Annotated in this window: 25 protein-coding genes and 1 tRNA gene; 19 read left to right on the top strand and 7 right to left on the bottom strand. The window is 63.3% G+C overall.

Annotated features, from left to right (window positions below; genetic code table 11):
* From VKM35_RS11415 to VKM35_RS11435, 5 genes are all read right to left on the bottom strand, one after another.
* Nucleotides 1-239: toprim domain-containing protein (locus tag VKM35_RS11415; RefSeq protein ID WP_324321143.1), on the bottom strand; the 239-nt coding region annotated here is incomplete at its 3' end.
* A gap of 146 nt (nt 240-385) precedes the next feature.
* Nucleotides 386-1,306, bottom strand: coding sequence for an RDD family protein (locus VKM35_RS11420; protein ID WP_324321144.1), 921 nt, complete (start codon nt 1,304-1,306; stop codon nt 386-388).
* Between the two features lie 72 nt (nt 1,307-1,378).
* A complete protein-coding gene (locus VKM35_RS11425; protein ID WP_324321145.1) occupies nt 1,379-1,852 on the bottom strand; it encodes a DUF494 family protein in 474 nt (157 codons plus the stop codon).
* A gap of 45 nt (nt 1,853-1,897) precedes the next feature.
* Nucleotides 1,898-3,019: a DNA-processing protein DprA gene (gene dprA / locus VKM35_RS11430; protein ID WP_324321146.1), complete on the bottom strand. Its 1,122-nt coding sequence runs from the start codon at nt 3,017-3,019 to the stop codon at nt 1,898-1,900.
* Nucleotides 3,020-3,068: 49 nt separating this feature from the next.
* The gene (locus tag VKM35_RS11435; protein WP_414636642.1) at nt 3,069-4,160 is read right to left on the bottom strand and encodes a LysM peptidoglycan-binding domain-containing protein; all 1,092 of its coding nucleotides are present in this window, start codon (nt 4,158-4,160) and stop codon (nt 3,069-3,071) included.
* 132 nt (nt 4,161-4,292) lie between these two features.
* Here VKM35_RS11435 and def point away from each other — a divergent pair, with 132 nt between their 5' ends.
* From def to VKM35_RS11460, 5 genes are read left to right on the top strand one after another with little or no spacing between them, the layout of a single operon-like run.
* Nucleotides 4,293-4,808: a peptide deformylase gene (gene def, locus VKM35_RS11440; RefSeq protein WP_324321148.1), complete on the top strand. Its 516-nt coding sequence runs from the start codon at nt 4,293-4,295 to the stop codon at nt 4,806-4,808.
* A gap of 5 nt (nt 4,809-4,813) precedes the next feature.
* Nucleotides 4,814-5,734, top strand: coding sequence for a methionyl-tRNA formyltransferase (fmt, locus tag VKM35_RS11445; protein ID WP_324321166.1), 921 nt, complete (start codon nt 4,814-4,816; stop codon nt 5,732-5,734).
* Nucleotides 5,731-7,044: a 16S rRNA (cytosine(967)-C(5))-methyltransferase RsmB gene (rsmB, locus tag VKM35_RS11450; RefSeq protein WP_324321149.1), complete on the top strand. Its 1,314-nt coding sequence runs from the start codon at nt 5,731-5,733 to the stop codon at nt 7,042-7,044. The genes fmt and rsmB overlap by 4 nt, the downstream gene beginning before the upstream one ends.
* Nucleotides 7,045-7,062: 18 nt before the next feature.
* On the top strand, nt 7,063-8,754 hold the full coding sequence (locus VKM35_RS11455) for a glycosyltransferase family 39 protein (protein WP_324321150.1): 1,692 nt from the start codon (nt 7,063-7,065) through the stop codon (nt 8,752-8,754).
* Between the two features lie 16 nt (nt 8,755-8,770).
* Nucleotides 8,771-9,760 (top strand): glycosyltransferase, encoded by a 990-nt coding sequence (locus VKM35_RS11460; protein WP_324321151.1) that lies wholly within the window; start codon nt 8,771-8,773, stop codon nt 9,758-9,760.
* Here the strand turns inward: VKM35_RS11460 and VKM35_RS11465 are convergent.
* Nucleotides 9,757-10,530 carry a glycosyltransferase family 2 protein gene (locus VKM35_RS11465; RefSeq protein ID WP_324321152.1) on the bottom strand — a complete coding sequence of 258 codons (774 nt, stop codon included), beginning with the start codon at nt 10,528-10,530 and terminating at the stop codon, nt 9,757-9,759. The genes VKM35_RS11460 and VKM35_RS11465 overlap by 4 nt on opposite strands.
* A gap of 114 nt (nt 10,531-10,644) precedes the next feature.
* Here VKM35_RS11465 and trkA point away from each other — a divergent pair, with 114 nt between their 5' ends.
* Nucleotides 10,645-12,003, top strand: coding sequence for a Trk system potassium transporter TrkA (trkA, locus tag VKM35_RS11470; RefSeq protein ID WP_324321153.1), 1,359 nt, complete (start codon nt 10,645-10,647; stop codon nt 12,001-12,003).
* Nucleotides 12,000-13,454 (top strand): TrkH family potassium uptake protein, encoded by a 1,455-nt coding sequence (locus VKM35_RS11475; protein ID WP_324321154.1) that lies wholly within the window; start codon nt 12,000-12,002, stop codon nt 13,452-13,454. Before trkA ends, VKM35_RS11475 begins: the two co-directional genes overlap by 4 nt.
* A gap of 76 nt (nt 13,455-13,530) precedes the next feature.
* Here VKM35_RS11475 and VKM35_RS11480 read toward each other — a convergent pair whose 3' ends face one another.
* Nucleotides 13,531-14,439 carry a lipid A biosynthesis lauroyl acyltransferase gene (locus VKM35_RS11480; protein WP_324321155.1) on the bottom strand — a complete coding sequence of 303 codons (909 nt, stop codon included), beginning with the start codon at nt 14,437-14,439 and terminating at the stop codon, nt 13,531-13,533.
* A gap of 220 nt (nt 14,440-14,659) precedes the next feature.
* On the opposite strand from VKM35_RS11480, the gene dtd reads away from it, so the two are divergent.
* From dtd to VKM35_RS11535, 12 genes are all read left to right on the top strand, one after another.
* Nucleotides 14,660-15,097, top strand: a complete 438-nt coding sequence (gene dtd, locus VKM35_RS11485) for a D-aminoacyl-tRNA deacylase (RefSeq protein ID WP_324321156.1) — start codon at nt 14,660-14,662, stop codon at nt 15,095-15,097.
* Nucleotides 15,098-15,194: 97 nt separating this feature from the next.
* Nucleotides 15,195-17,045 (top strand): RNA polymerase sigma factor RpoD, encoded by a 1,851-nt coding sequence (rpoD, locus tag VKM35_RS11490; protein ID WP_324321157.1) that lies wholly within the window; start codon nt 15,195-15,197, stop codon nt 17,043-17,045.
* Between the two features lie 85 nt (nt 17,046-17,130).
* Nucleotides 17,131-17,206: transfer RNA gene (locus VKM35_RS11495), tRNA-Ile, on the top strand.
* Nucleotides 17,207-17,379: 173 nt separating this feature from the next.
* Nucleotides 17,380-18,645: a tyrosine-type recombinase/integrase gene (locus VKM35_RS11500; protein ID WP_324321158.1), complete on the top strand. Its 1,266-nt coding sequence runs from the start codon at nt 17,380-17,382 to the stop codon at nt 18,643-18,645.
* Between the two features lie 64 nt (nt 18,646-18,709).
* The gene (locus VKM35_RS11505; protein WP_324321159.1) at nt 18,710-19,060 is read left to right on the top strand and encodes a hypothetical protein; all 351 of its coding nucleotides are present in this window, start codon (nt 18,710-18,712) and stop codon (nt 19,058-19,060) included.
* Nucleotides 19,061-19,067: 7 nt separating this feature from the next.
* Nucleotides 19,068-19,853 carry a hypothetical protein gene (locus VKM35_RS11510; protein ID WP_324321160.1) on the top strand — a complete coding sequence of 262 codons (786 nt, stop codon included), beginning with the start codon at nt 19,068-19,070 and terminating at the stop codon, nt 19,851-19,853.
* 95 nt (nt 19,854-19,948) lie between these two features.
* Nucleotides 19,949-20,212: a transcriptional regulator gene (locus VKM35_RS11515; protein ID WP_324321161.1), complete on the top strand. Its 264-nt coding sequence runs from the start codon at nt 19,949-19,951 to the stop codon at nt 20,210-20,212.
* A gap of 119 nt (nt 20,213-20,331) precedes the next feature.
* Nucleotides 20,332-20,760 carry a hypothetical protein gene (locus VKM35_RS11520; RefSeq protein WP_324321162.1) on the top strand — a complete coding sequence of 143 codons (429 nt, stop codon included), beginning with the start codon at nt 20,332-20,334 and terminating at the stop codon, nt 20,758-20,760.
* Nucleotides 20,750-21,580, top strand: a complete 831-nt coding sequence (locus VKM35_RS11525; protein ID WP_324321163.1) for a hypothetical protein — start codon at nt 20,750-20,752, stop codon at nt 21,578-21,580. Before VKM35_RS11520 ends, VKM35_RS11525 begins: the two co-directional genes overlap by 11 nt.
* Complete coding sequence (gene dnaB, locus VKM35_RS11530; protein WP_324321164.1) at nt 21,577-23,007, top strand: replicative DNA helicase; 1,431 nt, start codon at nt 21,577-21,579, stop codon at nt 23,005-23,007. The genes VKM35_RS11525 and dnaB overlap by 4 nt, the downstream gene beginning before the upstream one ends.
* The gene (locus VKM35_RS13875; protein ID WP_414636644.1) at nt 23,004-23,336 is read left to right on the top strand and encodes an HGGxSTG domain-containing protein; all 333 of its coding nucleotides are present in this window, start codon (nt 23,004-23,006) and stop codon (nt 23,334-23,336) included. The genes dnaB and VKM35_RS13875 overlap by 4 nt, the downstream gene beginning before the upstream one ends.
* The coding region (locus tag VKM35_RS11535; protein WP_324321165.1) for a hypothetical protein at nt 23,333-23,548 on the top strand (216 nt) is incomplete at its 3' end. The genes VKM35_RS13875 and VKM35_RS11535, both read left to right, overlap by 4 nt.

Consider the following 23,548-nt stretch of genomic DNA (forward strand, 5'->3'; position numbering starts at 1 on the left):
GCGAGGTACAGGGCTTCGGCTGATTTGGCGGCCTTGGCGATCGCCTCGACGTGCTTCTCGTTCTTGTCGATCGTCTCGTAGCGCATCGCGAAGTCGCGGTTGGTATCGACCGCGCCTTCCTTCGGCACCAGGTCGCGGACATGGCCGTACGAGGCCAGGACGGTGAAGTCCTTGCCGAGGTACTTGTTGATCGTCTTGGCCTTGGCGGGCGATTCGACGATGAGGAGGTTCTTTGCCATGGGGGTCCGATGCTCCGCAACCGCGGTGAAGGGTCGGCCAAAACGGCCGGCACAGAAGGCAAAGCCCGCGTATCCGCGGGCCCTGCTTATTTTATTAAGTCCCCTGAATGCCCGGGCCTGTCAAGCCGGGCGGCTGTCGGAGGGGGTTAGTGGATGCCGCCGAGGCCCTGCATCAGCGGGATCAGCACCGCCACGAAGACACCGATCAGGACCACTGGCAGGATCGCGATCACCACGATGAAGGTGATCAGGCAGCCGCCGAGTTCGCGCTTTTGTTTGTCGGGCTGATCGGTGAAGGCCCATTCGTCGACGACCAGGGTGCTGGCGACCATGTCGTGCAGGCCCTGCTTGCGCTCGGTGAACGCCGCGACGATGTAGCCGATGTACATCGTCAGCAGGCTGACTATGTGGCTGGCCCAGCGGCCGAGGGCGCGGCCACGGCTGAGGCGCTGACCATCGAGGTCGGTGACCTTGATGCCGAGCAGGCGCTTGCCCAGGGTCGCCTGCGCTTCGGAGGATTCCTGGAAGACGAAATACAGGCTGCTGATGATCGGATAGACCACATAGCCCATGAGGATCACCACCATCATCATCGGCTGCATGGCGGCCGGATCGGCGCCAGGCTCGAAGCCGCGGAGACCGACGCCAGCGATCATCATGATGGCGAAGAAAATCGCGTAGTAGACGATCGTCACCAGCGTCGCGTCGACGAACCAGGCGGCGAAACGCCGCCAGAAGCCGGCGTAGACGATGTCGGTGGCGTTGGCGTTGAAATACGTCGCCATGGCAACGGGCGCCTGCGGTGGCGCATAGGGTGAGGCGTCGGTACTGACGGCGACCGGCGTGACGATGGTTGGCGGCGGTGCCTGCAGGATCGCCGGTTCGTCCTCGAGGTCGAATTCGATCTCGAACTGGCGTAGCGGCTGCCACTGCGCCATGCCGTCGCGCCAGACCAGCGAATCACCGGTGATGCGGCCTTCGCGGTAGGCGCTGCGCAGTTCTTCTGCGGGCACCGGCCCCACGCGCTGTTGCTGGCTGTCGACGTAATACCAAAGACTTGCGCTCATGGCGTTTTGCCACTCCCCTCGCAGATAAAAAACCCGCCGGTGACGGCGGGTTGCTGCCGGCATCGGGCCGGATCAGTGAATCGGTTCAGGCTCGTCGCCGAAGATCTGGTTTTCCATCCAGGCGAAGGCCGCTTCGGCGCCCGGCTGGTTGAACAGCACCATCAGGACCACCCATTTCAGGTCGTCCAAGTCGATCTCTTCCTGATCCAACGCCATCGCGCGATCCAGCACCAGCTCGCGCTGGTCGGCGTCGAGCACACCGTGCTGTTCGAGCAACATCAGGAAGCCCCGGCAATCGACGTCGAGCCGGTCCAGCTCGGCCTCGACGAAAATCCGCACCGGCCCGCCGACCTGCGGATCGGCCACGGTCGGGCGTTGGCTGGCGAGCGCATCGAGCCAGTCGAAGGCCTTGTTGATTTCCGTGGGGCTGAAGCCGGCCTGGATCAGGCTGTTCTGGAGAGAGTCGCGATCGCGAACGGCGTCGGGATCGTCGTAGAAATAGTGTTCGAAGAGGTAGAGAAGGACGTCGAGTATGGTTTCTTTCATCACCCTATCGCCTGCGCCGATCGTCGGCGCGCCGGGAGTGTTGTGCTAGGTGCGGCGGACATAACGGCCATGATTGGCGGTGATGTGCCCGTCCAGCTCCATGGCCAGCAGCATGGCGGACAGGGCTGCGACCGTCAATCCCGTGCGTTCGGCGAGCTGGTCCGGCGTCGCGGGATCCTGGTCCAGCGCCTGCCACAGGGTTTGCTGGATAGGCTCGATCTCTCCGGAGCCGCCGCGCGGAAGACCGTTGGCGCTGACGCTGGCATCGAGCGCCAAGCGGCCGCGCAGCGCATGGGCGAGCTGGCCGGCCATCGGCACCAGGGCATCGATGACCTCGCCGGGGCTTTCGACCAGCGCGGCGCCTTGCCGGATCAAACGATGACAGCCGCGCGCCATCGGGTTGTCGATTGAGCCGGGGAGAGCGAAGACTTCGCGGCCGCTTTCTGCAGCGAGGCGTGCGGTGATCAGGGCGCCCGAGCGGATCGCCGCCTCCACCACCAATGTGCCCAGCGCGAGCCCGGCGACGATGCGATTGCGCGAAGGGAAGTGCGACTGCAGCGGCGCGGTACCCGGGGGATGTTCGCTGACGATGGTGCCTTCGCTGCGGATGCGTGCCATCAGTTCGCGATTGCTGGCTGGGTAGACGATGTCCGTGCCGCTGGCGATGACCGCGACGGTGCGACCGGCGATCAGCGCGCCGTCATGGGCGGCGGCATCGATACCTTCGGCGAGCCCGCTGGTAACAACCAGGCCGCCGCTGGCAAAACTTGTCGCGAATTGCCTGGCATGGTCGCGTCCGCCGGGACTCGGTCGGCGACTGCCGACCATCGCGATCTGCGGATGCCAGAGCAGATCCGAATCGCCGGCGACGAACAGCAGCGCCGGTGGATTGCCGATGCCGCGCAGCAAGGCGGGGTAGTCCGGGCTGTGCCAGCCGATCAGGTGATGGCAGGGGTCTTCCAGCCAGCGCAGATCGGCGTCGAGGTTTTGGGTGTCCGGGGTCCGGAGTAGCGCGAAGCGATCCTGGGTGACGCCTGCGGCGCGCCAGGCGGCAGGGCCGGCATCGAGCGCTGTGTCGGCATCGCCGAATTGCTCGAGCAACTGACGGATGGCAGCGGCCGAGCCGCTGCCGCGCTGGAGGATCAATAGTGAGCGGGCATCTTTCATGGGCCCGATAGCATCACGGCGCCCGAGGGCGCCGTGATGTAGGAAACACTTACTGGGTCGCGTCGGGATGCTTCAGTACATCCCCGACATGCGCCGGCCGGATGCCATCCATGATCAGGCCGTAGCTAACCTTGTCGAAGGTGCGGAACACCATCACGTGGCTGTTGAACTCGTCGGGCATGGTGACCTTGTCGGCCTTGGCCGACAGCACGTTGCGATGCGCCACGCGGTCGGCGATGTGCGCGCCCGGATGCCAGATCGAGAACGTGGTGCCGTTCTTGATGCCATCGTTGGCGCCCACCGACAGCGCAACCACGACCTGCGGTCCGGCGGTGATGCCGTCGGCCACTGCCATGATGTGTGCACCGGCCGGAATGCTGGCAGGCGCCTGCGGGTAGAACTGCGCATCATAAGGAGGAGCCAGCGGCAGGATGCGGTCGCCGACGCGGACCTCGCGGCCCTCATCCTGCAACAACACCGAGGCAACGTCGCCGTTGACCTGGGTCACCTGGCCATTCGCCTGGGCCATCATTTCGAAGCCCAGCTTGGTGCCGTGCGCTTCCTGCTTGGTCAGGCCCGGGTCGGTGTAAGCCCAGTGCGAGTGGAAGCGGACGCCACGATAGTTGAGTGGCGACACGCCGTTCGCGAAGACATTCACCGGACGGGCGATCTGGACCTGTTGGCCCACCTGCGCACCAGCCAGGTTACGGACGTAGACGAGCTGGCCAGAAGTGGTCAGCAGCCGGTCTTCTTCGAGGCCGATGACGTAAGGCAGGCTCTCGACATCATTGACGACCGACAGCTGCTTGAGGAAGGGCTCGACCTCGGACAGCGGAATCGTTTCGATCGGCTCGCCGGAGTGGATTTCCGGACCCGTCAAGGTCGGGCGGCCGTCGATGTAGACCAGGCTGAGCACGTCACCCGGGTAAATGCGGTGCGGATTCTTGACCTGCGGATTGGCCTGCCAGATTTCCGGCCAGAGCCACGGCTTATTGAGGAAGCGAGCCGAGATGTCCCACAGAGTGTCTCCCTTGCGGACCGTGTAGGTCGAGGGATGGTCGCCGCGCAACTCCGCCGCGAAGGCGAAAGTGGCGAGGGTGAGTAGCATGGCAGTGAAAACTGCAAGAAGCCGTTTAAGCATGGCGGCTATCCACCTGATTCCCCAAGACAAGTAACAGCAATATAGCCCAAATCCGGGAGCAGATTGCAAGCCGTGGCGCTACAATGGCGCCCAGACCCCCGCTACCCGTCTTGTAGCCCCCTATTCAAGCCCATGGCCAAGCTACCCATCATCGAGTTTCCCGACCCGCGCCTGCGCACCATCGCAAAGCCCGTCGAACATGTCGACGCCACTTTGCGCCAATTGATCGATGACATGTTCGAAACCATGTACGAAGCCCCCGGCATCGGACTGGCTGCGACCCAGGTGGATGTCCACCAGCGTCTTCTGGTTTTGGACGTAAGCGAGGACAAGAGCCGGCCAATGGTTTTCATCAACCCGGAAATCCTGAGCTCCGCCGGCAGCCAGGTCTATCAGGAAGGTTGCCTCTCGGTCCCCGGCATTTTTGCCGACGTCAGCCGTTTCGACACGATCACCGTCAAGGCGCTGGACCGCAACGGCAAGTCTTTCGAAATCAATGCCGACGGCCTGCTTGCCGTCTGCATCCAGCACGAAATGGATCACCTCGCCGGCAAGGTATTCGTCGACTACCTGTCGCCGCTCAAGCGCGAACTGGTCAAGAAGAAGCTCGCCAAGCAGCGTCGTCTCGCCGACGAAGACGCGGCCTGATGGCCCTGCGGGTCGTTTTCGCCGGCACCCCTGAATTCGCCGTCCCCTGCTTGCGCGCGGCCCAGCGCGCCGCGGACGTCGTCGCGGTCTACACCCAGCCCGATCGACCCGCCGGCCGCGGCCGACAGATCGCTGCCTCGCCGGTGAAAGTCGAAGCGCTCGCACACGGCATGACCGTGATGCAGCCGGAAAATTTCAAATCGCCGTATGCGCGCGACGGCCTGCGCGAATTCCAGCCTGACCTGATGATCGTCGTCGCCTACGGCCTGATCCTGCCGCAGTCCGTGCTCGACATTCCCAAATACGGTTGCTGGAACGTGCACGCCTCGTTGCTGCCGCGCTGGCGCGGCGCGGCGCCTATCCAGCGCGCGATCGAGGCCGGCGACACGCAGAGCGGCGTCTGCCTGATGCAGATGGAAAAAGGCCTCGACACCGGGCCGGTGCTGCTGTCGTTGACCACGCCGATATCCGCCGTCGATACCGGCGGCATGTTGCACGATCGCCTCGCCGCGCTCGGCGCGGAAGTGGTCGAGGATGGCTTGAAGTTGCTGCGTGCCGGCATCCGCGTGCAGCCGCAAGCGCAGCCGGTCGAGGGCGTGACCTACGCGCACAAGCTCGACAAGGCTGAGGCGCGTCTGGATTGGACGTTGCCGGCAGAGCGTCTGGCCGCGAAAGTCCGCGCCTTCACTCCCTGGCCGATCTGCGAAGCCGACATCGCCGGCGAAAAGCTGCGCGTGCATGCGGCGATCGCGCTGCCGCTCGCGCATCACGTTGCGCCCGGCAGTGTGTTGGCGGCGAACAAATCCGGCCTCGACATCGCCTGCGGCGAAGGCGCCCTGCGTCTGCTCAGCGTACAGCGCGAAGGCGGCCGTGCGATCGCCGTGGCCGACTATCTCAACGCGCGTTCGCAACTGAGGTCGTCGTGAGCGCGCCCGGCGCTGCTCTGCGCGCGCAGGCTGCGCACAGCCTGCTGGCTGTGCTGGGCGAAGGTCGTTCGCTGAAAGCCGAACTCGCCGACGTGCTGCCGCAGATTCCCGATGTCCGCGACCGCGCCCTGCTTGAAGCGATCTGCTTCGCCGCGCTGCGCCATCGCCGCCGCTACGAATTCGCACTGTCGCAATGGTTGGCCAAGCCCTTGCGCGATCGCGAATTCATCATGCATTGCCTGTTGCTGGCCGGACTCGCGCAGATCGACGAGCTCAAACTGTCCGCACACGCCGCCGTCGCCGCGACTGCGGAAGCGGCGCGGCTATTGCAGCGCACGCCGATGGTCGGGCTGGTAAACGCGCTGCTGCGTCGCGCGACCCGCGAAGCGCTGCCGATCGGCACCACTCGCGGCGAACTTACTTCGCATCCCGATTGGCTGGTCGCGCAACTCGTCGCCGACTGGCCGCAGGATGTCGATGCGATTCTCACCAGCAACAACCAGCCCGCGCCATTTTGGCTGCGGGTGAATTCGCGCGAGATCGGTCGCGACGATTACCTCAAGCATCTGCGCAATGCCGGTGGCGATGCGATCGCGCCGGAATTCCCCGCGCTCGCATTGCGTATCGACAGTCATTTTTCGCCGGAATCGTTGCCCGGCTGGCGCCAGGGCGCGGTGCTGGTGCAAGACGCCGCTGCGCAGCTTGCGGTCGATGCGCTGGCCCTGCAGCCGAACGAAAATGTGCTTGACGCCTGTGCCGCGCCCGGTGGCAAGGCCGCGCAGATCGCCGGCATCGTCGGTGAACAAGGCAGGTTGCTTGCGCTTGATGTCGACGAACGCCGCCTGCGCAAACTGCGTTCGACGCTCAAGCGACTCAAGCTCGAGTCGCCGAACGTCGTGCTCAAGGCCGCCGATGCCATGCGTCCGTCGGCCTGGTCGGAGGGCGAGGAGTTCGATGCGATCCTGCTCGACGCGCCCTGTTCGGCGACCGGCATCATTCGTCGCCAGCCGGACGTGAAATGGCATCGTCGCGCCGAGGACATTCCCGCTCTCGTCGCGCAGCAGGCGCAGATGCTCGATGCGCTCTGGCGCGTGCTCAAACCCGGTGGCCGCATGGTCTACGCCACCTGTTCCGTGCTCAAGTCTGAAAACGAAAATCAGATCGCGGCATTTTTGCAGCGCACCGCCGATGCCGAAGCGCAGCCGCTGGATGCGCGTTTCGGACGCGCAAGTGGCGCCGGTCGCCAGCGCCTTCCTGGCGAAGACGGCATGGACGGATTTTTCTACGCCTTGCTGCGCAAGCGGCACTGACGGCCGGGACTTTCCGCGATGAGCGAGCGTCGACAAACTTTCTGGTTTTTCCTCATCGCGCTCTGGGTGCTCGCGGTTGGCTTCGGTCTGCGCGAGCCCTGGCCCGCAGACGAACCGCGCTTCGTGCTGGTCGCCAAGCGGATGCTCGAAAGCGGCGACTGGTGGTTTCCGCATCGCGGCCACGAGTTGTATCCGGACAAGCCACCGCTCTATTTCTGGTTGCTGGCGCTCAGCCGGCAATTGCTCGGAAGCTGGCGCTGGAGTTTCCTGCTGCCGTCGCTGATCGCGGGCATGGCGAGCCTGTGGCTGACGTTCGATCTTGGCCGGCGTCTATGGAATCACCGCGCCGGTCTCTGGGCGGCGGTCGCGGTGTTGTGCACCGTGCAGTTCGTCTACCAGTTCAAACGCGCGCAGATCGATCCGACTTTGGTGCTGCTGACCACGCTCGCGTTCTACGGCATCTGCCGGCACGTATTGCTCGGCCCGAACTGGCGTTGGTTCTGGTTCGGTTGTTTTGCCGCCGGCCTGGGTGTGGTCGCCAAAGGCGTTGGCTTTCTGCCACTACTGGCCCTGCTGCCGTTTGCGTTGATGCGCCGACAGCGTTGGTTGGGCTTGGCCGAAATCGGTTCCGGCAACACCTGGCGCTGGACCGTCGGCGTGGCTTTCTTTCTTTTCGCAATCGCGTTGTGGTTTGCACCGATGCTGTATCTGGCCACGACCGGCGGCGACAGCGAACACGCGGCCTACCTGCACAACATCCTGTTCAAGCAGACCGCGACGCGTTATGCCGAAGCCTGGCACCACCGCCAGCCGATCTGGTATTTCGTCGAGATCATCGCGTTGTTCTGGCTGCCGTTCTCGCTGACATTTTTCTGGCTGTGGCGCGATTGGCGCGCCGCCTGGCGCGCTCGCGACGCACGCATCTGGCTGCCTCTGGCCTGGGGCCTGATGGTGATCGTTTTCTTCAGCCTCAGTCCTGGCAAGCGCGACATGTATATCCTGCCGGCGCTGCCGGCCTTGGCGCTGGCCGCGGCACCGCTGCTCGATGGCCTGGCGGCGCGCGCGGGATTCCAGCGTGCGCTGTGGTTGTTCGCCATGTTGCTGTCCGGCTTGTTGCTGGCCATGGGCGCGTGGGCCTGGTTCGGACACCCGGGTTTCGCCAGTACGTTGGTCGAAGATCGCGGTATCGATACCGGCGTGATCTGGCTTTGGCGCATGCTCGCCTTCGTCGGTGCTGCCGGCGTGATCGCCACGATTTTCTGGCGCCGCGCCGACGCACTCAAAGCCTGCGCCTTTGTGCTGATCCTGATCTGGACCGGCTACGGGTTGGTCGCCTATCCGGTGCTCGATGCAAGCAGCTCATCGAGTGCGCTCATGCAGCGCGCGCGTGAATTGGCCGGGGCCGATACGCGCATTGGCCTGGTCGCGTGGAAGGAACAAAACCTGCTGCAGGCGACCGGGCCGGTCGAGGAATTCGGCTTCAGCGCCGACGAGCCGGAGCAATTCCGGCGCGGCATCGCCTGGCTGCGCGCTGCGCCGACGCAACGCCGCCTGCTGGTGCAACAATCCCCGGCATTGACCTGCCTCGAAAACAGTCGCGCGCCGATGGTCGCGGTCGCCAATCGCCGCCGCTGGTTGCTGTTGTCGGTCGCCGATCTCGATCCCGCCTGCGAGACGCCGGCGCAACCGATAAAATCACCATCGCCATGACAGGGCCGAACAGCCAATGAAGCGAATCAACATCATCGCCTGGGACAACGGCTTCGGCCTGACCCGACATATCCGCCTGCTCAGCGAGGCCCTGAATGCTGGCGGTTACGACGTCACCGTCAGCTCGATCCGGCGCGGCAAGCTGCGCAAGTGGTTCCGACCGCTGAAGATGAAGTTGCTCGGCCTGAAGTTCCGCCTCACCGGTGGCGACAGCAAGGGTCGCTTCGATGCCAACATCATGATCGAGCACATTCGCGCCGATTATCTTGATTTCGCCCGCGTCAATCTGTTCGCGCCGCACCCGGAGTGGTGCCTGCCGATGGATGCGGCGATGCTGGAAACCGTCGACGGCGTGCTGTGCATGACGCATCACGCGGTGCCGATTTTCGATGCGCGCGGCTGCAAGACCGCCTTCATCGGCTTCACCAGCGAAAACCGCCTCGCCGCCGATGTCCCGCGCGAACGCAAGTTCTTCCACCTCGCCGGGCGCAGCCAGAACAAGGGCACCGAGCAGTTGTTGAAGATCTGGCGCGAGCATCCGCAGTGGCCGACGCTGACCGTCGTGCAAAATCCGTACACCGCCAAGCCCGGCACGCCTGCCGACAACATCGTGCACCGCGTCGATTACGTCGATGACGCCGAACTGCTAAAGATCCAGAACTCGCATCTGTTCCATGTCTGCACTTCCGAGACCGAAGGCTACGGCCATTACCTGGTCGAAGCGATGGGCGTCGGTGCGGTGGTGCTGACTACCGATGCGCCGCCGATGAACGAGATGATCACGCCCGATCGTGGCATCCGTATTCCCTACGATCGCACCGACACGCAGAATCTCGCGACGACGTATTTTTTCTCCGAGCAGGGTCTGATCGCTGCGGTCGAGCGCGCGATCGCGATGGGCGATGCCGAGATCGCGGCGCTGGGTGGCGCCGCGCGCACCTGGTTCGAAGACAACCACAAGGCCTTTGCCGGCCGCGTCGATGCCGCCTTGAAGCAGATGCTTTAAGCCGGCTTCGCTGCCGACATCGCGTGCAGCAGGCGGTATTTGTCGTAGGTGTAGCGGATGTGGCAGCGGTGGTAGCGCCAGCCGCCAATGCCATCGAGAAAACCGCCGCGCAGTACCACGTTTTTCAGGAAATAAAATCCGGCGTGCAAGGGCGCCGCCAGCGCGCCGGCGCGGCGGCCGCTGTGGAAGCGCTGCTGTGCCATCAGCTCGGCGTAACGCGCCAGCTTCTGCCGATATTCGGCTTCTGATCGTGCCGTGTCGTGTTCGATGCGGATCGCGGTTTTTTTCACCCGCAGTCCGTCGGAGTTGAGACGTTCGTGCACCAGCGCCGGCCAATAGCGGATCGGCTGGCGAAAAACGCGCTCGACCGATTCGCGACCCCAGCCGCCGAAATTGAGCGCGGTGCCGAGAAAATGCGTGCGCCGCTGCAGCTTCCAGATTTCCGCGCGTTCCACACCCTTGTTGGCGAACAGCGCACGCAGTGCGGAGTCACTGCCGTCGCCCAGCCATTCGTCGGCATCGAGCAGCAACACCCAGCGGTTCGTCGCCAGCGCGATCGCGGCGTTCTTCTGTTCGGCGAAGCCCAGCCAGTCCTGGTGCTCGACGCGCGCGCCAGCGGCGCGGGCAAGCTCAACGGTGGCATCGCTGGAACCCGAGTCAAGCACGATCACCTCGGCGCACAGGCCGGTGAGCGAGCGCACGCAGCGCTCGATCCGGTCGGCCTCGTTCTTGGTGATGACGACGGCGGATAGCGCGAGTTTCTCAGTCATGGCGGGCCGATGGGGGAGCGGTCGGGTAATTGTAGCGGCTCTGCCGTCCGTGCCCAGCCATGCCTGCGATATCATGGCGCCCGCGGCCAACCTTTCTCGCCGTGCAGGGCACCCATGAAGATCCTGATTCTTGGCGCGGGGCAGGTGGGTTCGTCGGTCGCGGCGGCGCTGGCTACCGAGAACAACGACATCACCGTGGTCGATACCGATCCGCAGCGCCTGCGCGATCTCGCGGAAAAGCTCGACATCCGCACCGTCACGGGCCATGCCTCGCTGCCCAGCGTGCTTGCCCAGGCCGGCGCCGAAGAAGCCGGTCTGCTGGTCGCGGTCACCTCCAGCGACGAAGTAAATCTGGTTGCCTGCCAGGTCGCCGAGCAGCAGTTCAAGACCGCCACGCGCGTGGCGCGCCTGCGCGAATCGGAATACCTGAAAGTAGCGAAGGCGGTAAATGTCGCGATCAGTCCCGAGCAGCTGGTCTGTCGCCACGTCGAGCGCCTGATCGAATATCCCGGCGCGCTGCAGGTGCTCGATTTCGCCGAAGGGCGTGCGCAACTGGTCGGCGTGCGCGCGGTCGCTGGCGGCGCCCTGGTCGGGCATGAAATCCGCGAATTGCGCCAGCATCTGCCGGCGAACGTCGATGCCCGCGTTGCGGCGATCTTCCGCAACGGCCGCCCGGTCAAGCCCGAAGGCAGCACGGTGATCCAGGCCGAGGACGAGGTGTTCTTCCTTGCCGATGCCCGCAACATCACCACGGTCATGGGCGAACTGCGTCGACTCGACAGTCGCCCGACGCGCCGTCTGCTGATCGCCGGCGGCGGCAACATCGGCCGCAAACTCGCACGCACGCTGGAAAAGAAGTACCAGGTGAAGATTCTCGAGCGATCGCGCGAACGCGCACGTAGCATCGCCGAAGAACTGCTGAACTCGATCGTGCTGGTCGGCGACTGCGCCGACGAGGATCTGCTGCGCGAAGAGAACATCGACCAGACCGACATCTATCTGGCGCTGACTAACGACGATGAAGCCAACATCCTGTCGGCGATGCTCGCCAAGCGGCTCGGTTGCCCGCGCGTTTTGGCGCTGATCAACCGGCCGTCCTACGCCGAGTTGGTCGAAGGCGGCAGCATCGACATCGCCGTCAGTCCGCAGCAGGTGACGCTGAGTGCGCTGCTCGCGCATATCCGCGAAGGCGCGCCGGCGCGCGTGTACTCGCTGCGACGCGGCGCGGCCGAAGCGATCGAGGCGGTGGTGCGCGGAGATCGCCGCACCTCGCGCGTGATCGGTCGTTCGCTGGAAGAACTCGAACTGCCCGAAGCCACCACCATCGGCGGCATCGTGCGCGGCGACAAGTTGTTGATCGCCCACCACGACGTGGTGATCGAGTCTGGCGACCACGTGATCCTGTTCGTCATGGACAAACGGCAGCTGCCGCAGGTCAACGCCTTGTTCCAGGCCGGAGCCGGCTGGCTGTGAGTGATCGTCTGAAGGCGATGCAGCGGATCTTCGGCGCGATCATCGCGCTCAGCTCGCTGATCACCGTGCCGCCGCTGCTGATCGCGCTGGCCCTGGGCGAAGACAGCCAATACGCGTTTCTCGACAGCTTCCTGCTGATCGGCGCGGTCGGCCTGATGCTGTGGTGGCCGGCGCGGCACGCACGCTATGACCTGCGCCTGCGCGACGGCTTCCTGGTCACGACTTCGATCTGGGTGATCGCGAGTTTGGTGACGGCGATTCCGTTCATGCTTGCGCAGCCGTTTCTCAGCTATACCGATGCCGTGTTCGAGGCGGCATCCGGGTTGACCACCACCGGCGCGACGGTGATTTCCGGCCTCGATGCCTTGCCGCGCAGCGTGCTGTTTTACCGGCAGTCGCTGAATTTTCTCGGCGGCATGGGCATCGTGATTCTCGCCGTGGCGATCCTGCCGATGCTCAAGATCGGCGGCATGCAGTTGTTTCGCGCCGAAAGCGCCGGCCCGACTCGCGACAACAAGCTCACTCCGCGCATCGCCGAAACTGCGCGCGCGCTGTGGATGGTCTATGTCGGTCTGAGCCTGCTGTGCGCGCTCGCCTACTGGATCGGCGGCATGAGTGTGTTCGACGCAATCTGCCATGCGATGTCGACTACAGCGACCGGCGGCTTCTCGACGCACGACGCGAGCTTCGGCTACTGGCACAGCCCGTTGATCGACGGCATGGCGATGGTATTCATGCTGCTTGGCGGCATCAATTTCGGTATGCACTGGTACGCCTGGCGGCGCGCGACGATCAGTCATTTCCAGGCCGACGCCGAGCTGTTCACTTTCCTGGCGATCGCGGTGATCGCAACGGCCATCGTGTCGCTGAACCTGTTTCTTGCCGGGCGTTTCGACAGCTTCGCCGCAGCTCTGCATCACGGCGGTTTCCAGGTGGTTTCCAGCCTGACCACGACCGGCTTCGTCACCACTGGGTTTTCCGATTGGCCGGGGTTGTCGCCGCTGCTGTTGATGCTGCTTGGTTTCGTCGGTGGTTGCGCTGGTTCGACCGCCGGCGGCATGAAGGTCGCGCGTCTGCAGATGGTGGTGCGTCAGGGCCTGCGCGAAATCAAGCAGCTCGTGCATCCCAAGGGCCAGTTCGTGGTCAAGGTCGGCGGCAAGCGCGTTTCCGAAAGCGTGGTGATCTCGGTCGCGGGTTTCTGCACGCTATACCTGCTGAGCTTTCTGGCGATGACGTTGATGTTGACCGCTTCCGGCGTCGACATCCTGACCGCGTTCTCGGCGATCGCCGCCTGCATCAACAATATGGGGCCGGGCCTGGGCGGCGTTGCCCATCACTACAACTCGCTGGGCGATGTCTCGATCTGGATCTGCAGTTTTGCGATGATCCTTGGCCGCCTGGAAGTGTTCACCGTGCTGGTGCTGCTGACGCCGCAGTTCTGGAGCGAGTAAGCGGCAGGCGTATTCGGGGGTTTTTCGCGCGCATCGCGCGACGATCGACGCGGATTTTCTTCCCGGCGATGAGTGCTCAGTAGCAATCCGGATGATAGGGGTTGCGCTCGCCCGGCAAGGCCGGATGCAGGGTGTAGCGCTTGTATGTCCACTGGTATTGGCGCAGGTCGCGGCGCGCGATCGCCTCGACCTGGGCATTCATCGCGGTCGCTGCCTCGATCGCATCCTTGCTCGCGATCAGCGGCGAGGCCGGCTCGAAATGAATTTCGAAACCGTGGACGACCGGTTCGGCATAGGCGAACAACACGGGCGCGCCGCTGCGCTCGGCCAGCTTCGGAATCAGGCTGAGCGTCAGTGCCGTCTTGCCGAAGAAGGGCGCGAAATCGCCGCCGCCGAATTTCGGCTGCTGGTCGGGTGTGATGCCGACCGTGCCGCCGTCTTTGAGTGCTTTCCACAATGGGCGCATCGCGTTGGTTTCAGCGGGGACCAGTTGCACGTTGGCACCGCCGCGCGCCAGGCGCAGGAAAACATCGCCCGCCGGCTTTTCCGGCACGCGATACACGAGGGTGAATGGCGCCCGCGCCGCCATGAATTCGATGAGCAATTCCCAGTTGCCGTAATGCGGCGCCGAGATGATCAGGCCGCGGCCCTGGGCGATCGCGGCGCGGTAGTACTCCTCGCCATGCACGCGCGTGATCAGACGCAGGTTGGATGCGCGCGAACGCGTCCACACGCGCAGGGTTTCCATCAGGTTGCGGCCGGTGGCGCGCAGGATCTGTGCGACCTCCAGTTCGCGCGCTTCGGTGCTCAATTGCGGCGCGATGATTTCGAGGTTGCGCCGTGCGACTTTGGTTTCGCGGGTATTGCGGCGATGGGCAAGGCGGCCACCGAGGTCGCCGATCGCGCGCTGCAGCGACAGCGGCAGCCAGCCGACGAGGCAGGCTGCGGCATACATCAGCCGACCAAGAAGGCGCGCGTTATCCATGCGCCGAGTGTAATGGCTGCGTGCGAAGGCCGGAACGCGCGGCGTTCGCGATCGGTACCGATCAGCGCCAGGGCCGTCGGGGCCGTGCCACTTCAATCGCCCGACGGATTGCTATCCTCGGCGCCAGCACTGCCCGGAGGCAACGATCGTCCATGCGCTTTTTCGCACTCGCACCCACGCTTCCGTCCCGATGCGATCACCGTCCATGCGCGGTGCCGGCGTGATCGCGCTGATCCAGCGCGTGCTCACGGCGAGCGTCGAGGTCGAGGGCGACTGTCTTGGCCGAATCGGTTCGGGCCTGCTGGCGCTGGTCGCGGTTGAACCCGGCGATGACGAGGCGCGCATCCAGCGCATGGCCGAGCGGCTGGCCGGCTATCGTGTGTTCTCCGACGCCGACGGCAAGATGAACCTCTCGCTTGCCGATACCGGCGGCGATCTGTTGCTGATCAGCCAGTTCACCCTGGCGGCCGATACCCGCAAGGGCATGCGTCCCAGCTTCACCTCGGCGGCGCCGCCGGAGCTAGGCCGGCAGGGATTCGAACGCCTGCTGGCGCTGTGCCGGGAACGTCTGCCGCGCGTTGAAACCGGGCGTTTTGGCGCCCATATGAAGGTCAGCCTGGTCAACGACGGCCCGGTCACTTTCCGCCTGGAAAGCTAGTCCCGGTTAAAAACCCTTTTATAAACATAAGCATGGCCAATAATTGGCCTGCCCATGTATAATACGCGGTTCCTCTGACCCCCTATCGGCAGACTTCATGGCCACCGACCGTCCGGCGCAACAGAACGAAATCAAGCTGCTGATCAGCAAAGGCCTGGAGCAGGGCTACCTGACTTATGCCGAGGTCAACGATCACCTGCCCGACGACGTGGTCGATCCCGAGCAGATCGAAGACATCATCGGCATGATCAATGGCATGGGCATCGAGGTGCACGAAGTCGCGCCCGACGCCGAAACGCTGCTGCTCTCCGACGCCACGCCGACGCGCACCGACGACGATACCGTCGCTGCCGAAGAAGCCGCTGCGGCGCTGACCGCGCTCGATACCGAAGGCGGCCGCACCACCGACCCCGTGCGCATGTACATGCGCGAGATGGGTTCGGTCGAGCTGCTCACCCGCGAAGGCGAAATCGCCATCGCCAAGCGCATCGAGGAAGGCCTGAACCAGGTGCTGTCCTCGTTGGCCAGCTTCCCCTGGTCGATTCAGATGCTGCTCGAAGACTACGACCTGCACATGGAGGGCAAGAAGCGCCTTTCCGAAGTGGTCACCGGCTTCCTCGATCTCGAGGCAGTGGTCGAGGAAATCCCGGAAGTCGTTCTCGACGAAAACGCCGAGCTCGAAGTCGAAGCCGTCGAAGGCGAAGATGGCGAGGAAACCGCCGCCGTCGACACCGGCCCGGATCCAGCCGAAGTCGCGCGTCGCATGGACGTGCTCAAGGGCTTGTACGGCAAGTTCCAGAAAACCCACGCCAAGCTCGGCCCCGCCGACAAGAAGTCGCTGAAGCTGCGCGAGGAAATGGCCGCGGAATTCCTGCGCCTGAAAATGCCGCTGGCCGAGATCGATTCCTTCGTGCGCAAGCTGCGCGAAGTGGTCAACTCGATCAAGGAACACGAGCGCCGCGCGCTCGACATCGCCACGCGCAACGCCAAGATGCCGCGCAAGGATTTCATCAAGGCCTGGCCGGGCAACGAGACCAATGTCGCCTGGGCCGATGAAGTCATCCGCCGCAAGCAGAAGTGGTCGTCGGGCATGCGCGAGTTCAAGGACGCGATCGTCGGCGAGCAGGAAAAGCTGATCGGCATCGAGCAGTCGCTGCATTTGTCGCTGCCCGACATCAAGGAAATCAACCGCGCAATGGCCTACGGCGAAGCGAAAGCGCGCAAGGCCAAGAAGGAAATGGTCGAGGCCAACCTGCGCCTGGTGATTTCCATCGCCAAGAAGTACACCAACCGCGGCCTGCAATTCCTCGACCTGATCCAGGAAGGCAACATCGGCCTGATGAAGGCCGTGGACAAGTTCGAATACCGCCGCGGTTACAAGTTCTCGACCTACGCCACCTGGTGGATCCGCCAGGCGATCACCCGCTCGATCGCCGACCAGGCGCGCACCATCCGCATCCCGGTGCACATGATCGAGACGATCAACAAGCTCAACCGCATCTCGCGGCAGATGCTGCAGGAAATGGGTCGCGAGCCGACGCCGGAAGAGTTGGCGAAGAAGATGGAGATGCCCGAGGACAAGATCCGCAAGGTGCTCAAGATCGCCAAGGAGCCGATCTCGATGGAGACGCCGATCGGCGACGACGAGGATTCGCATCTCGGCGATTTCATCGAAGACACCAACGTCGAATCGCCGATCGAGACCGCGACCAACATCGGTCTGCGCGAAACCGTCAGCGACGTGCTCGCCGGTCTCACGCCGCGGGAAGCGAAAGTGCTGCGCATGCGTTTCGGCATCGACATGAATACCGATCACACGCTGGAAGAAGTCGGCAAGCAGTTCGACGTCACCCGCGAGCGCATCCGCCAGATCGAAGCCAAAGCGTTGCGCAAGCTGCGTCATCCGAGCCGCTCGGAGCAACTGCGCTCGTTCCTCGATCTCGAGTAATCCCGATCGCATTCGCATGAAAAAGCCCCGCAATGCGGGGCTTTTCTTTTATGCGGCGGGTAAATTGCCCATAATCGGAAGCGTCGGGCCTATAGCTCAATGGTTAGAGCAGGGGACTCATAATCCCTTGGTTCCAGGTTCGAGTCCTGGTGGGCCCACCAAATACCAGTCCGGCGGAGTTCGCTCCGGCTTTCTGAAGGTCGAAAAGCCCATCAATCAAGGCTTTTGACCGGCGGTGACGTTCATTTGCGTTCGCTTGCATCCGCAAAATGATGGGGGCATCATCTGGGGCATATGGTCACGAGCCGGGGCTCTGACCAACCGGATGCCCCCAATGCCGCTCACCGACATCAAATGCAAAAACGCTAAGCCATCCGACCGAGTGCAACGCCTGTTTGATGGCGGCGGCTTGTACCTCGAGGTGATGATCAGCGGCGCGCGCTACTGGCGAATGAAGTATCGCCACATGGGTAAAGAGAAGCGCCTCGCGTTCGGTGTGTATCCCGAAGTGACCTTGTCGGCCGCCCGAGATGCCCGCGACGACGCGCGTGCCTTGCTGCGCCAGGGGCGCGACCCTGCAGCGGAGAAAAAGGCTACCAAGCTTCGTGCGCGAATTGCTGCGGACAACACCTTCAAGGCGATCGGCAACGATTGGCTGCAGGTATGCGCACCGAAGTGGACTCCTCTACAGCTGAAGAAGGAGACGAGGAGGTTAGAGAATCACGCCTATCCGTGGATTGGAGATCTTCCCATTACCGAGATCGGCGTTGCGGAGATTCGTCCGCTTCTAGATAGGCTCGTGAAGGCGGGGCATCTGGAGCAAGCGCATCGAGTGCGGGAGCAGTTGAGCAGAGTGTTTCTGCACGCCGCGGCAAATGAGAAGGGGTCGCGAGACCCTGCAAAAGCGCTCGAGAAGTATCTTCCGCCCCGTGTTTACAAGCGATATCCCACCATCACAGATCCAGACAAGGCAGCCGAGCTACTGCGCGCAATTGATGGCTTTGGCGGGACTTTTCCCGTTCGCTGCGCGTTGCGTCTGGCTCCCCTCCTTTTCGTTCGGCCTGGCGAACTTCGTGCCGCTGAGTGGAAGGAATTTGACCTGTCCCATCGCGACGGCGCGCGCTGGGTGATTCCGCCGGAGCGAAGGAAATTGAAAAAGGCGCAGAAAGAACACCCCGATGCGCCCGCCCACTTCGTGCCACTTGCTGAGCAGGCTATCGCGATCATTCGCGAACTTGAGCCGCTCACCGGAGGCGGGCGTCGATACCTGTTTCCGGGCGCTCGGAGTGCTGCGAGGCCGATGAGCGAAAACACCATCAATGCTTCGTTGAGGCGCCTCGGTTTCGACAAGGATGCGATGACCGGCCATGGTTTTCGACACATGGCCAGCACCATGCTCAACGAGATGGGGTTCAACAAGGATGCGATCGAACGCCAGCTTGCTCACAAGGAGCCTGGTGTCGGCGGCATTTACAACTTGGCGCAGCACTTGCCGGAACGTCGCACGATGATGCAGGCATGGGCCGATCATCTCGACAATTTGCGTGCTGGAAACAAGGTCGTACCGATTCACCGCAAGTTCGCCGGCAGGAGCCGGTAAGCGGCCGAGCCGGGCGTTACAGCGCCCGGCCGGCCTTCCACAACCGTTCAACTGGAGAACGATCATGGCAACCGCAAGCGTAGCAACTCGCACCATCCCCGCAAACGACCAGCCCGGCCTTGAGCATCTCCTGCTCACCGCCGAAGACTTTACCGATCCGGCGCGCGCTGCCGCGGCCGCCGACAATGCCCTGGAGCCGATCACCCAAGGAATCGAGGCCATTGGAGAACTGCTGTGGCGTGCCGCCGACGGTGGGTTCGGCTTGCCGAACAAGACGCTGCACGGCTTAGGTGTCCTACTCGTCCACCTAGCGCAGTTTTCAGAGCATGTCGGTTTCCTCGAGAGTAACGCCCGTTTCAACGCCGCGGAGCGCGCGTTGGACGCGAGCGAGCGGGCCAACGTAAGGGCGGCGTGAAACGAGCATGTCCACTTCGGACTCCCCCGTATTCAACGCGAAGCACTATGCCGCGCAACTGAAGGCGGAGGCCGACCGAGAGGCTCTCACCGAATCGGCAGGAAGCCCCTCGGATTTTCGTGAGGGCCTCGACGCTCCCGTCGGTTCGTTCCGGTGGAAGATCGTCCAAGCGCTCGAGGGAGATCGCGAGTGCGCGTGGGAGGTGCTGCAATCGGCCTGTGTCGCGCTCTCCCCGGAAGCTCTCGCGCAGAATGAGGGTTTAATTGACCCGCAAATGGCTCAGGTAATCGCCGATGAAATCGTTCCGTGGGCCCGAGGCGAGCTCGGGCCCATGCTGTCTGTTCTCAAGCGAAAGCGTGGAGAGCACGAGCGTGCAATCGATAGCGCGAAGCACAAGAGCGAGAACGGCGGGTTCTGGTTTGCGGTGAAAGTTCTTCGCCATTGCGCACACACCGGCGCATCGCACTATGGCGCGATAGTCTCGATCGTGACACCCGATCCAATGAGAAAAGAAGTCCAAGACGGATGGGCGGGCGTCGGCGGAGTGCAATCAGCCAGGAAGGCCTTCGAGCGATGGCGCGACGCGGCTGAGCTTCACGAGCGCTACGCTGCGCGGCACCCAGAGTCGCTGACAATAACAGGCGCCCAACAGGCCGCCTCCAGCAAGAGGGGGGCAAGAGAAGTCGAAGCCGCTCAATTGTCAGATGAATGGCACACGCAGGCCGAGGCCCGGCTCGCAGAGCACCGCGCGATTTGCGGCCCCACATGCCCCTGCGGCTACTACGGAAAATGACCCCGTATCATCTGATTTAAATAACAACATCTCCGCGCCATGCTGCGCGATGGTGTTCGCCACCGACCGTTACGACTAACGGCAAGGAGCGAACGATGCAAAGCGACCAAGTCTCAATTCCCCAAACCGGCTTCCTGCGCGTTGTCCAGATCATCGGCCGGCCGGCAAACCCGACGAAAGGTACACCGGGGATTCCCCCGCTTATCCCAGTGGGGCGCACAAAGTTCTGGGAAATGTGTAAGGGCGATGGGACGTTCCCGCGGCCGATTTACCCCTTTGGCCCTCGCACCCCGGTCTGGCGCGTCGAAGACGTCATCGACTACCTGAACCGGATCACTCCGGTCGCCGAAGCCGCATGACCGGGCCTCGGAAACGACAACGGGAGCCTGGCGGGGCTCCCGTTGAGACAGCAAACAAACATCGCGTTCGGGCAGAGGATAGCGCAACCCTCGCGTTGCGCAAGGGCCAGGCGCCGCAATTGACCATCGTTGCGACGGAAGCCGGCGATCGTCCGCTGCCGAAGTTCGCGAGCGATATCCTTTCGCTGCATGCGGCGGGTCACCGCCTCGGATACACGCTCTACGCCGGCGAGGATGCGCATCTTGCCGCTCTCGAGCATCGCATTGCCTCCGGCCCTGGAACTGCCTGCGCGCTTTTGGACGCAACGAGCCCCGGCTCCTTTCGCTATCCCCCCGCTCAATACGTCACTGTCGATTGGTTCGACACGAGCCCGGAGGCATATGCGCGGAAGCTCGCTCTTGCTCGCGCACTCTTCCGAGACGGTGTCCGGTACGCCAGTTTTCGGCACGGGCTCGACTGGCCGAATATCTGGCTCGCGGCAACCGACGGGAGTATTCAGCAGCTCAAGAAAATCGAGAAGTTGCGGGTGGTGATCAATGTCCCGTGACTTCTCTAAGGTGTCCCCGCAATTCTGGACAGGAACAACCGGAAAGAATCTCCGGGGACATGCAGAGGCGCAGATCGTCGCGCTCTATCTGATGACCTCGCCGCACTCGACGATGACCGGTGTGTTCACCGTGCCAATTCTCTACATCGCCCACGAAACGGGTCTTTCCGCCGAAGGGGCATCGAAGGGGCTTACAAGGTGCATCGATGAGGCTTTCTGCACATACGATCAGCGATCGGAAACGGTGTTCGTTCACGCGATGGCTGGCCATCAGGTCGGGACGGAGCTCAAGTCGGGTGACAAGCGGTTGATCGGCGTTCGTAAGCAATACGATCACATGCCGGACGACGCCATAAAGGCCGCATTTTTCCGCCGATACGGTGACGCTTACGGACTGTCAGGGCCGCTGAACGACATCGCAAAAGAAAGCCCCTCCCAAGCCCCTTCGAAGCCAGGAGCAGTAGAAGGAGCAGTAGCAATAGCAGTAGCAGGAGAGAGGTCGCCCAAGGGCGCCTGCACATTCTCAAAGTGGATCGAATCGCTTGAAGGCAAGGAAGCCATTCCTCCTGATGACCCTGTTTTTCTATACGCCGAAACCGTTGGAATCCCTGCTGACTACCTGGCTCTGGCCTGGGCATGGTTCGAGCGCACATACGGTTCAGGAGGAACGAGATCTGGCAAGCGTTACAGCCGGTGGCCTCAGGTCTTTCGGAAAGCTGTTGAAGACAACTGGCCGAAGGCGTGGTTCGCGGACGGTGACGGATTCAAGCTTTCGACAGTCGGTATTCAACTCCAGCGCGAGATGAGGGCCGCCGCATGAACCTCAACGAAAACCTGCGTGTTCCACCATGCTCCATTGAGGCGGAGCAGTCCGTTATCGGCGGGCTAATGCTCTCGCCGGCCGCACTCTGGAAGGTCCGCGACCTGCTGACCGAGACGGATTTCTATCGTCGCGATCACCGGCTTATCTACCGCGCGATCCTCGAGCTCAATGCAAAAGGCCAACCGTTCGATGCTGTCACCTTGGGCGAATGGATTGAAGCGAATGGGCTGGCAGAGCAGATCGGAAACACCGGCTATCTGATCGATCTGGCAAGCAGCACGCCGTCGGCGGCGAACGTCCAGGCCTACGCCAACATTGTTCGCGAGAAATCTATTCGCCGGCGTTTGATCGATGCCGGGACCGAGATCATCAACCTTGGCTTTCAGGCGGATGGACGTCCGGCGATCGAGGCATTGAGCGAGGGCCAGGCGCGACTCGGTTCGATCCTGCAGTCGGAGCCATCAGAGCTCGAGTCGACGGTCGATGTCCTGCGCCAGCTGGCGGACCAGCGCGCGCGGCGATACGAGATCGGTGGCGAGATTGATGGACTTCGGACGGGCTTCGACGATCTTGATCGGCTGCTCTGTGGCTTGAAGCCTGGGCAACTCATCGTGATTGCTGGCCGGCCCAAGATGGGAAAGACCACCCTCGCGATGAACATCGCGGAGCACGCTGCCATCACGCAGCGCAAGCGCGTCGCGGTGCACTCCCTGGAAATGCCAACCGTCCAGCTTATCGAGCGGGCGTGCTGCTCCGTCGGACGCGTGCCGCATGACGCAGTCCGTCGGTGCGAGATGGACGACGGACAAGAGCGAGCCTTTGCAAAAGCCAGCAGCATGATTGCCGGCGCCACGATCCTGATGTCCCGGCCTCGCAACGTTCGGATCCAACAGTTGGTGGCTCAGACGCAGCGCTCGCATGCCGAGAAATCGCTCGACCTGGTCGTCATCGACTATCTGCAGCTGATCGAAATGAGCGGGGCCGAGCGGCGCGACATCGCTGTCGGGGACATCACGCGCGGGCTCAAGCTGATGGCGGTGTCGATGGGTGTGCCGGTCATTCTCCTGTCCCAGCTCAATCGCAACCTCGAGGCCCGAGTCGAGAAGCGCCCGGTGGCAGCGGATCTCCGTGATGGCGGGGGTATCGAGCAGGACGCAGACGTGGTGCTCTTCGTTTACCGCGATGAGGTCTATGACACACGCAGTCCTGATAGGGGCACCGCGGAGATCATCGTCGGCCTACAGCGCGCCGGGCCAACCGGGATGGTCCGCCTCTCCTCTCGACTGGACATTTGTCGGTTCGATGAGCTTGATCCGCAGTGGCGGCCTGAGTTCGTCCCGACAACGCCGCGGGCTGGATTCGGCTCCTCCAGCCATCGAAATGCCGCCCGGAATGGCGGCCAAGATCGGGCGGCGAACTCATGAGCCGGGTCCGGAAGCCAGCACCCAGGAAGCAAGCAAAGCGCCCGCTCGCGACGCTGAGTCACTTGCGCGCGCCCATTTCCCGCCTGCGGAAGAAGTCAGCAGGCAAGCCAATCGTCCGCTGTGGCGCCAAGACGCAGAGCGGAAAACCCTGTCGCGGCCGCGCTGTTGCCAAGAACGGCCGCTGCCGTTGGCACGGCGGCTATTCGACCGGGCCCAAGACACCGGAAGGCATCGCACGCGTTACTGCCAACCTTCCGCATTTCCAGCGCAAGGCCGCTTCTGACCGTTCGCGAGAGCGCGCCAACAACCCCAAGGAGATTCCTGCATGAACAACACACACCGCACCTGGCCGGAGCCGGCACCGAACTTGGACGACATTGCTTTCGGCGTTCCGCGCGACATGCAGGACGCCAAGTTCTGGGAAAGTGCTTTTGTGCAGGGCGGCGGTGTCGGCATCTTTGCGGACATCATCTACACCGGGGTCAAGGGCAATTCCCGCGGTGGGCAAGCCAACTGGACGGGTATGGCGGGTCCGGTGTTT

Origin of the sequence: Arenimonas sp., from assembly GCF_035312645.1 — a bacterium.
Lineage (GTDB): Bacteria > Pseudomonadota > Gammaproteobacteria > Xanthomonadales > Xanthomonadaceae > Arenimonas.

Excerpts from the sequence above, each read along its gene's own strand:
- VKM35_RS13875 (WP_414636644.1), top strand. The coding sequence starts at position 23,004 with ATGAGCCGGGTCCGGAAGCCAGCACCCAGGAAGCAAGCAAAGCGCCCG.
- dnaB (WP_324321164.1), top strand. The coding sequence starts at position 21,577 with ATGAACCTCAACGAAAACCTGCGTGTTCCACCATGCTCCATTGAGGCG.
- VKM35_RS11455 (WP_324321150.1), top strand. The coding sequence starts at position 7,063 with ATGAGCGAGCGTCGACAAACTTTCTGGTTTTTCCTCATCGCGCTCTGG.
- VKM35_RS11500 (WP_324321158.1), top strand. The coding sequence starts at position 17,380 with ATGCCGCTCACCGACATCAAATGCAAAAACGCTAAGCCATCCGACCGA.
- VKM35_RS11505 (WP_324321159.1), top strand. The coding sequence starts at position 18,710 with ATGGCAACCGCAAGCGTAGCAACTCGCACCATCCCCGCAAACGACCAG.
- VKM35_RS11425 (WP_324321145.1), bottom strand. The coding sequence starts at position 1,852 with ATGAAAGAAACCATACTCGACGTCCTTCTCTACCTCTTCGAACACTAT.
- def (WP_324321148.1), top strand. The coding sequence starts at position 4,293 with ATGGCCAAGCTACCCATCATCGAGTTTCCCGACCCGCGCCTGCGCACC.
- VKM35_RS11435 (WP_414636642.1), bottom strand. The coding sequence starts at position 4,160 with ATGCTTAAACGGCTTCTTGCAGTTTTCACTGCCATGCTACTCACCCTC.
- trkA (WP_324321153.1), top strand. The coding sequence starts at position 10,645 with ATGAAGATCCTGATTCTTGGCGCGGGGCAGGTGGGTTCGTCGGTCGCG.
- dprA (WP_324321146.1), bottom strand. The coding sequence starts at position 3,019 with ATGAAAGATGCCCGCTCACTATTGATCCTCCAGCGCGGCAGCGGCTCG.
- VKM35_RS11460 (WP_324321151.1), top strand. The coding sequence starts at position 8,771 with ATGAAGCGAATCAACATCATCGCCTGGGACAACGGCTTCGGCCTGACC.
- rpoD (WP_324321157.1), top strand. The coding sequence starts at position 15,195 with ATGGCCACCGACCGTCCGGCGCAACAGAACGAAATCAAGCTGCTGATC.
- VKM35_RS11510 (WP_324321160.1), top strand. The coding sequence starts at position 19,068 with ATGTCCACTTCGGACTCCCCCGTATTCAACGCGAAGCACTATGCCGCG.
- VKM35_RS11420 (WP_324321144.1), bottom strand. The coding sequence starts at position 1,306 with ATGAGCGCAAGTCTTTGGTATTACGTCGACAGCCAGCAACAGCGCGTG.
- VKM35_RS11480 (WP_324321155.1), bottom strand. The coding sequence starts at position 14,439 with ATGGATAACGCGCGCCTTCTTGGTCGGCTGATGTATGCCGCAGCCTGC.
- VKM35_RS11525 (WP_324321163.1), top strand. The coding sequence starts at position 20,750 with ATGTCCCGTGACTTCTCTAAGGTGTCCCCGCAATTCTGGACAGGAACA.
- VKM35_RS11515 (WP_324321161.1), top strand. The coding sequence starts at position 19,949 with ATGCAAAGCGACCAAGTCTCAATTCCCCAAACCGGCTTCCTGCGCGTT.
- VKM35_RS11465 (WP_324321152.1), bottom strand. The coding sequence starts at position 10,530 with ATGACTGAGAAACTCGCGCTATCCGCCGTCGTCATCACCAAGAACGAG.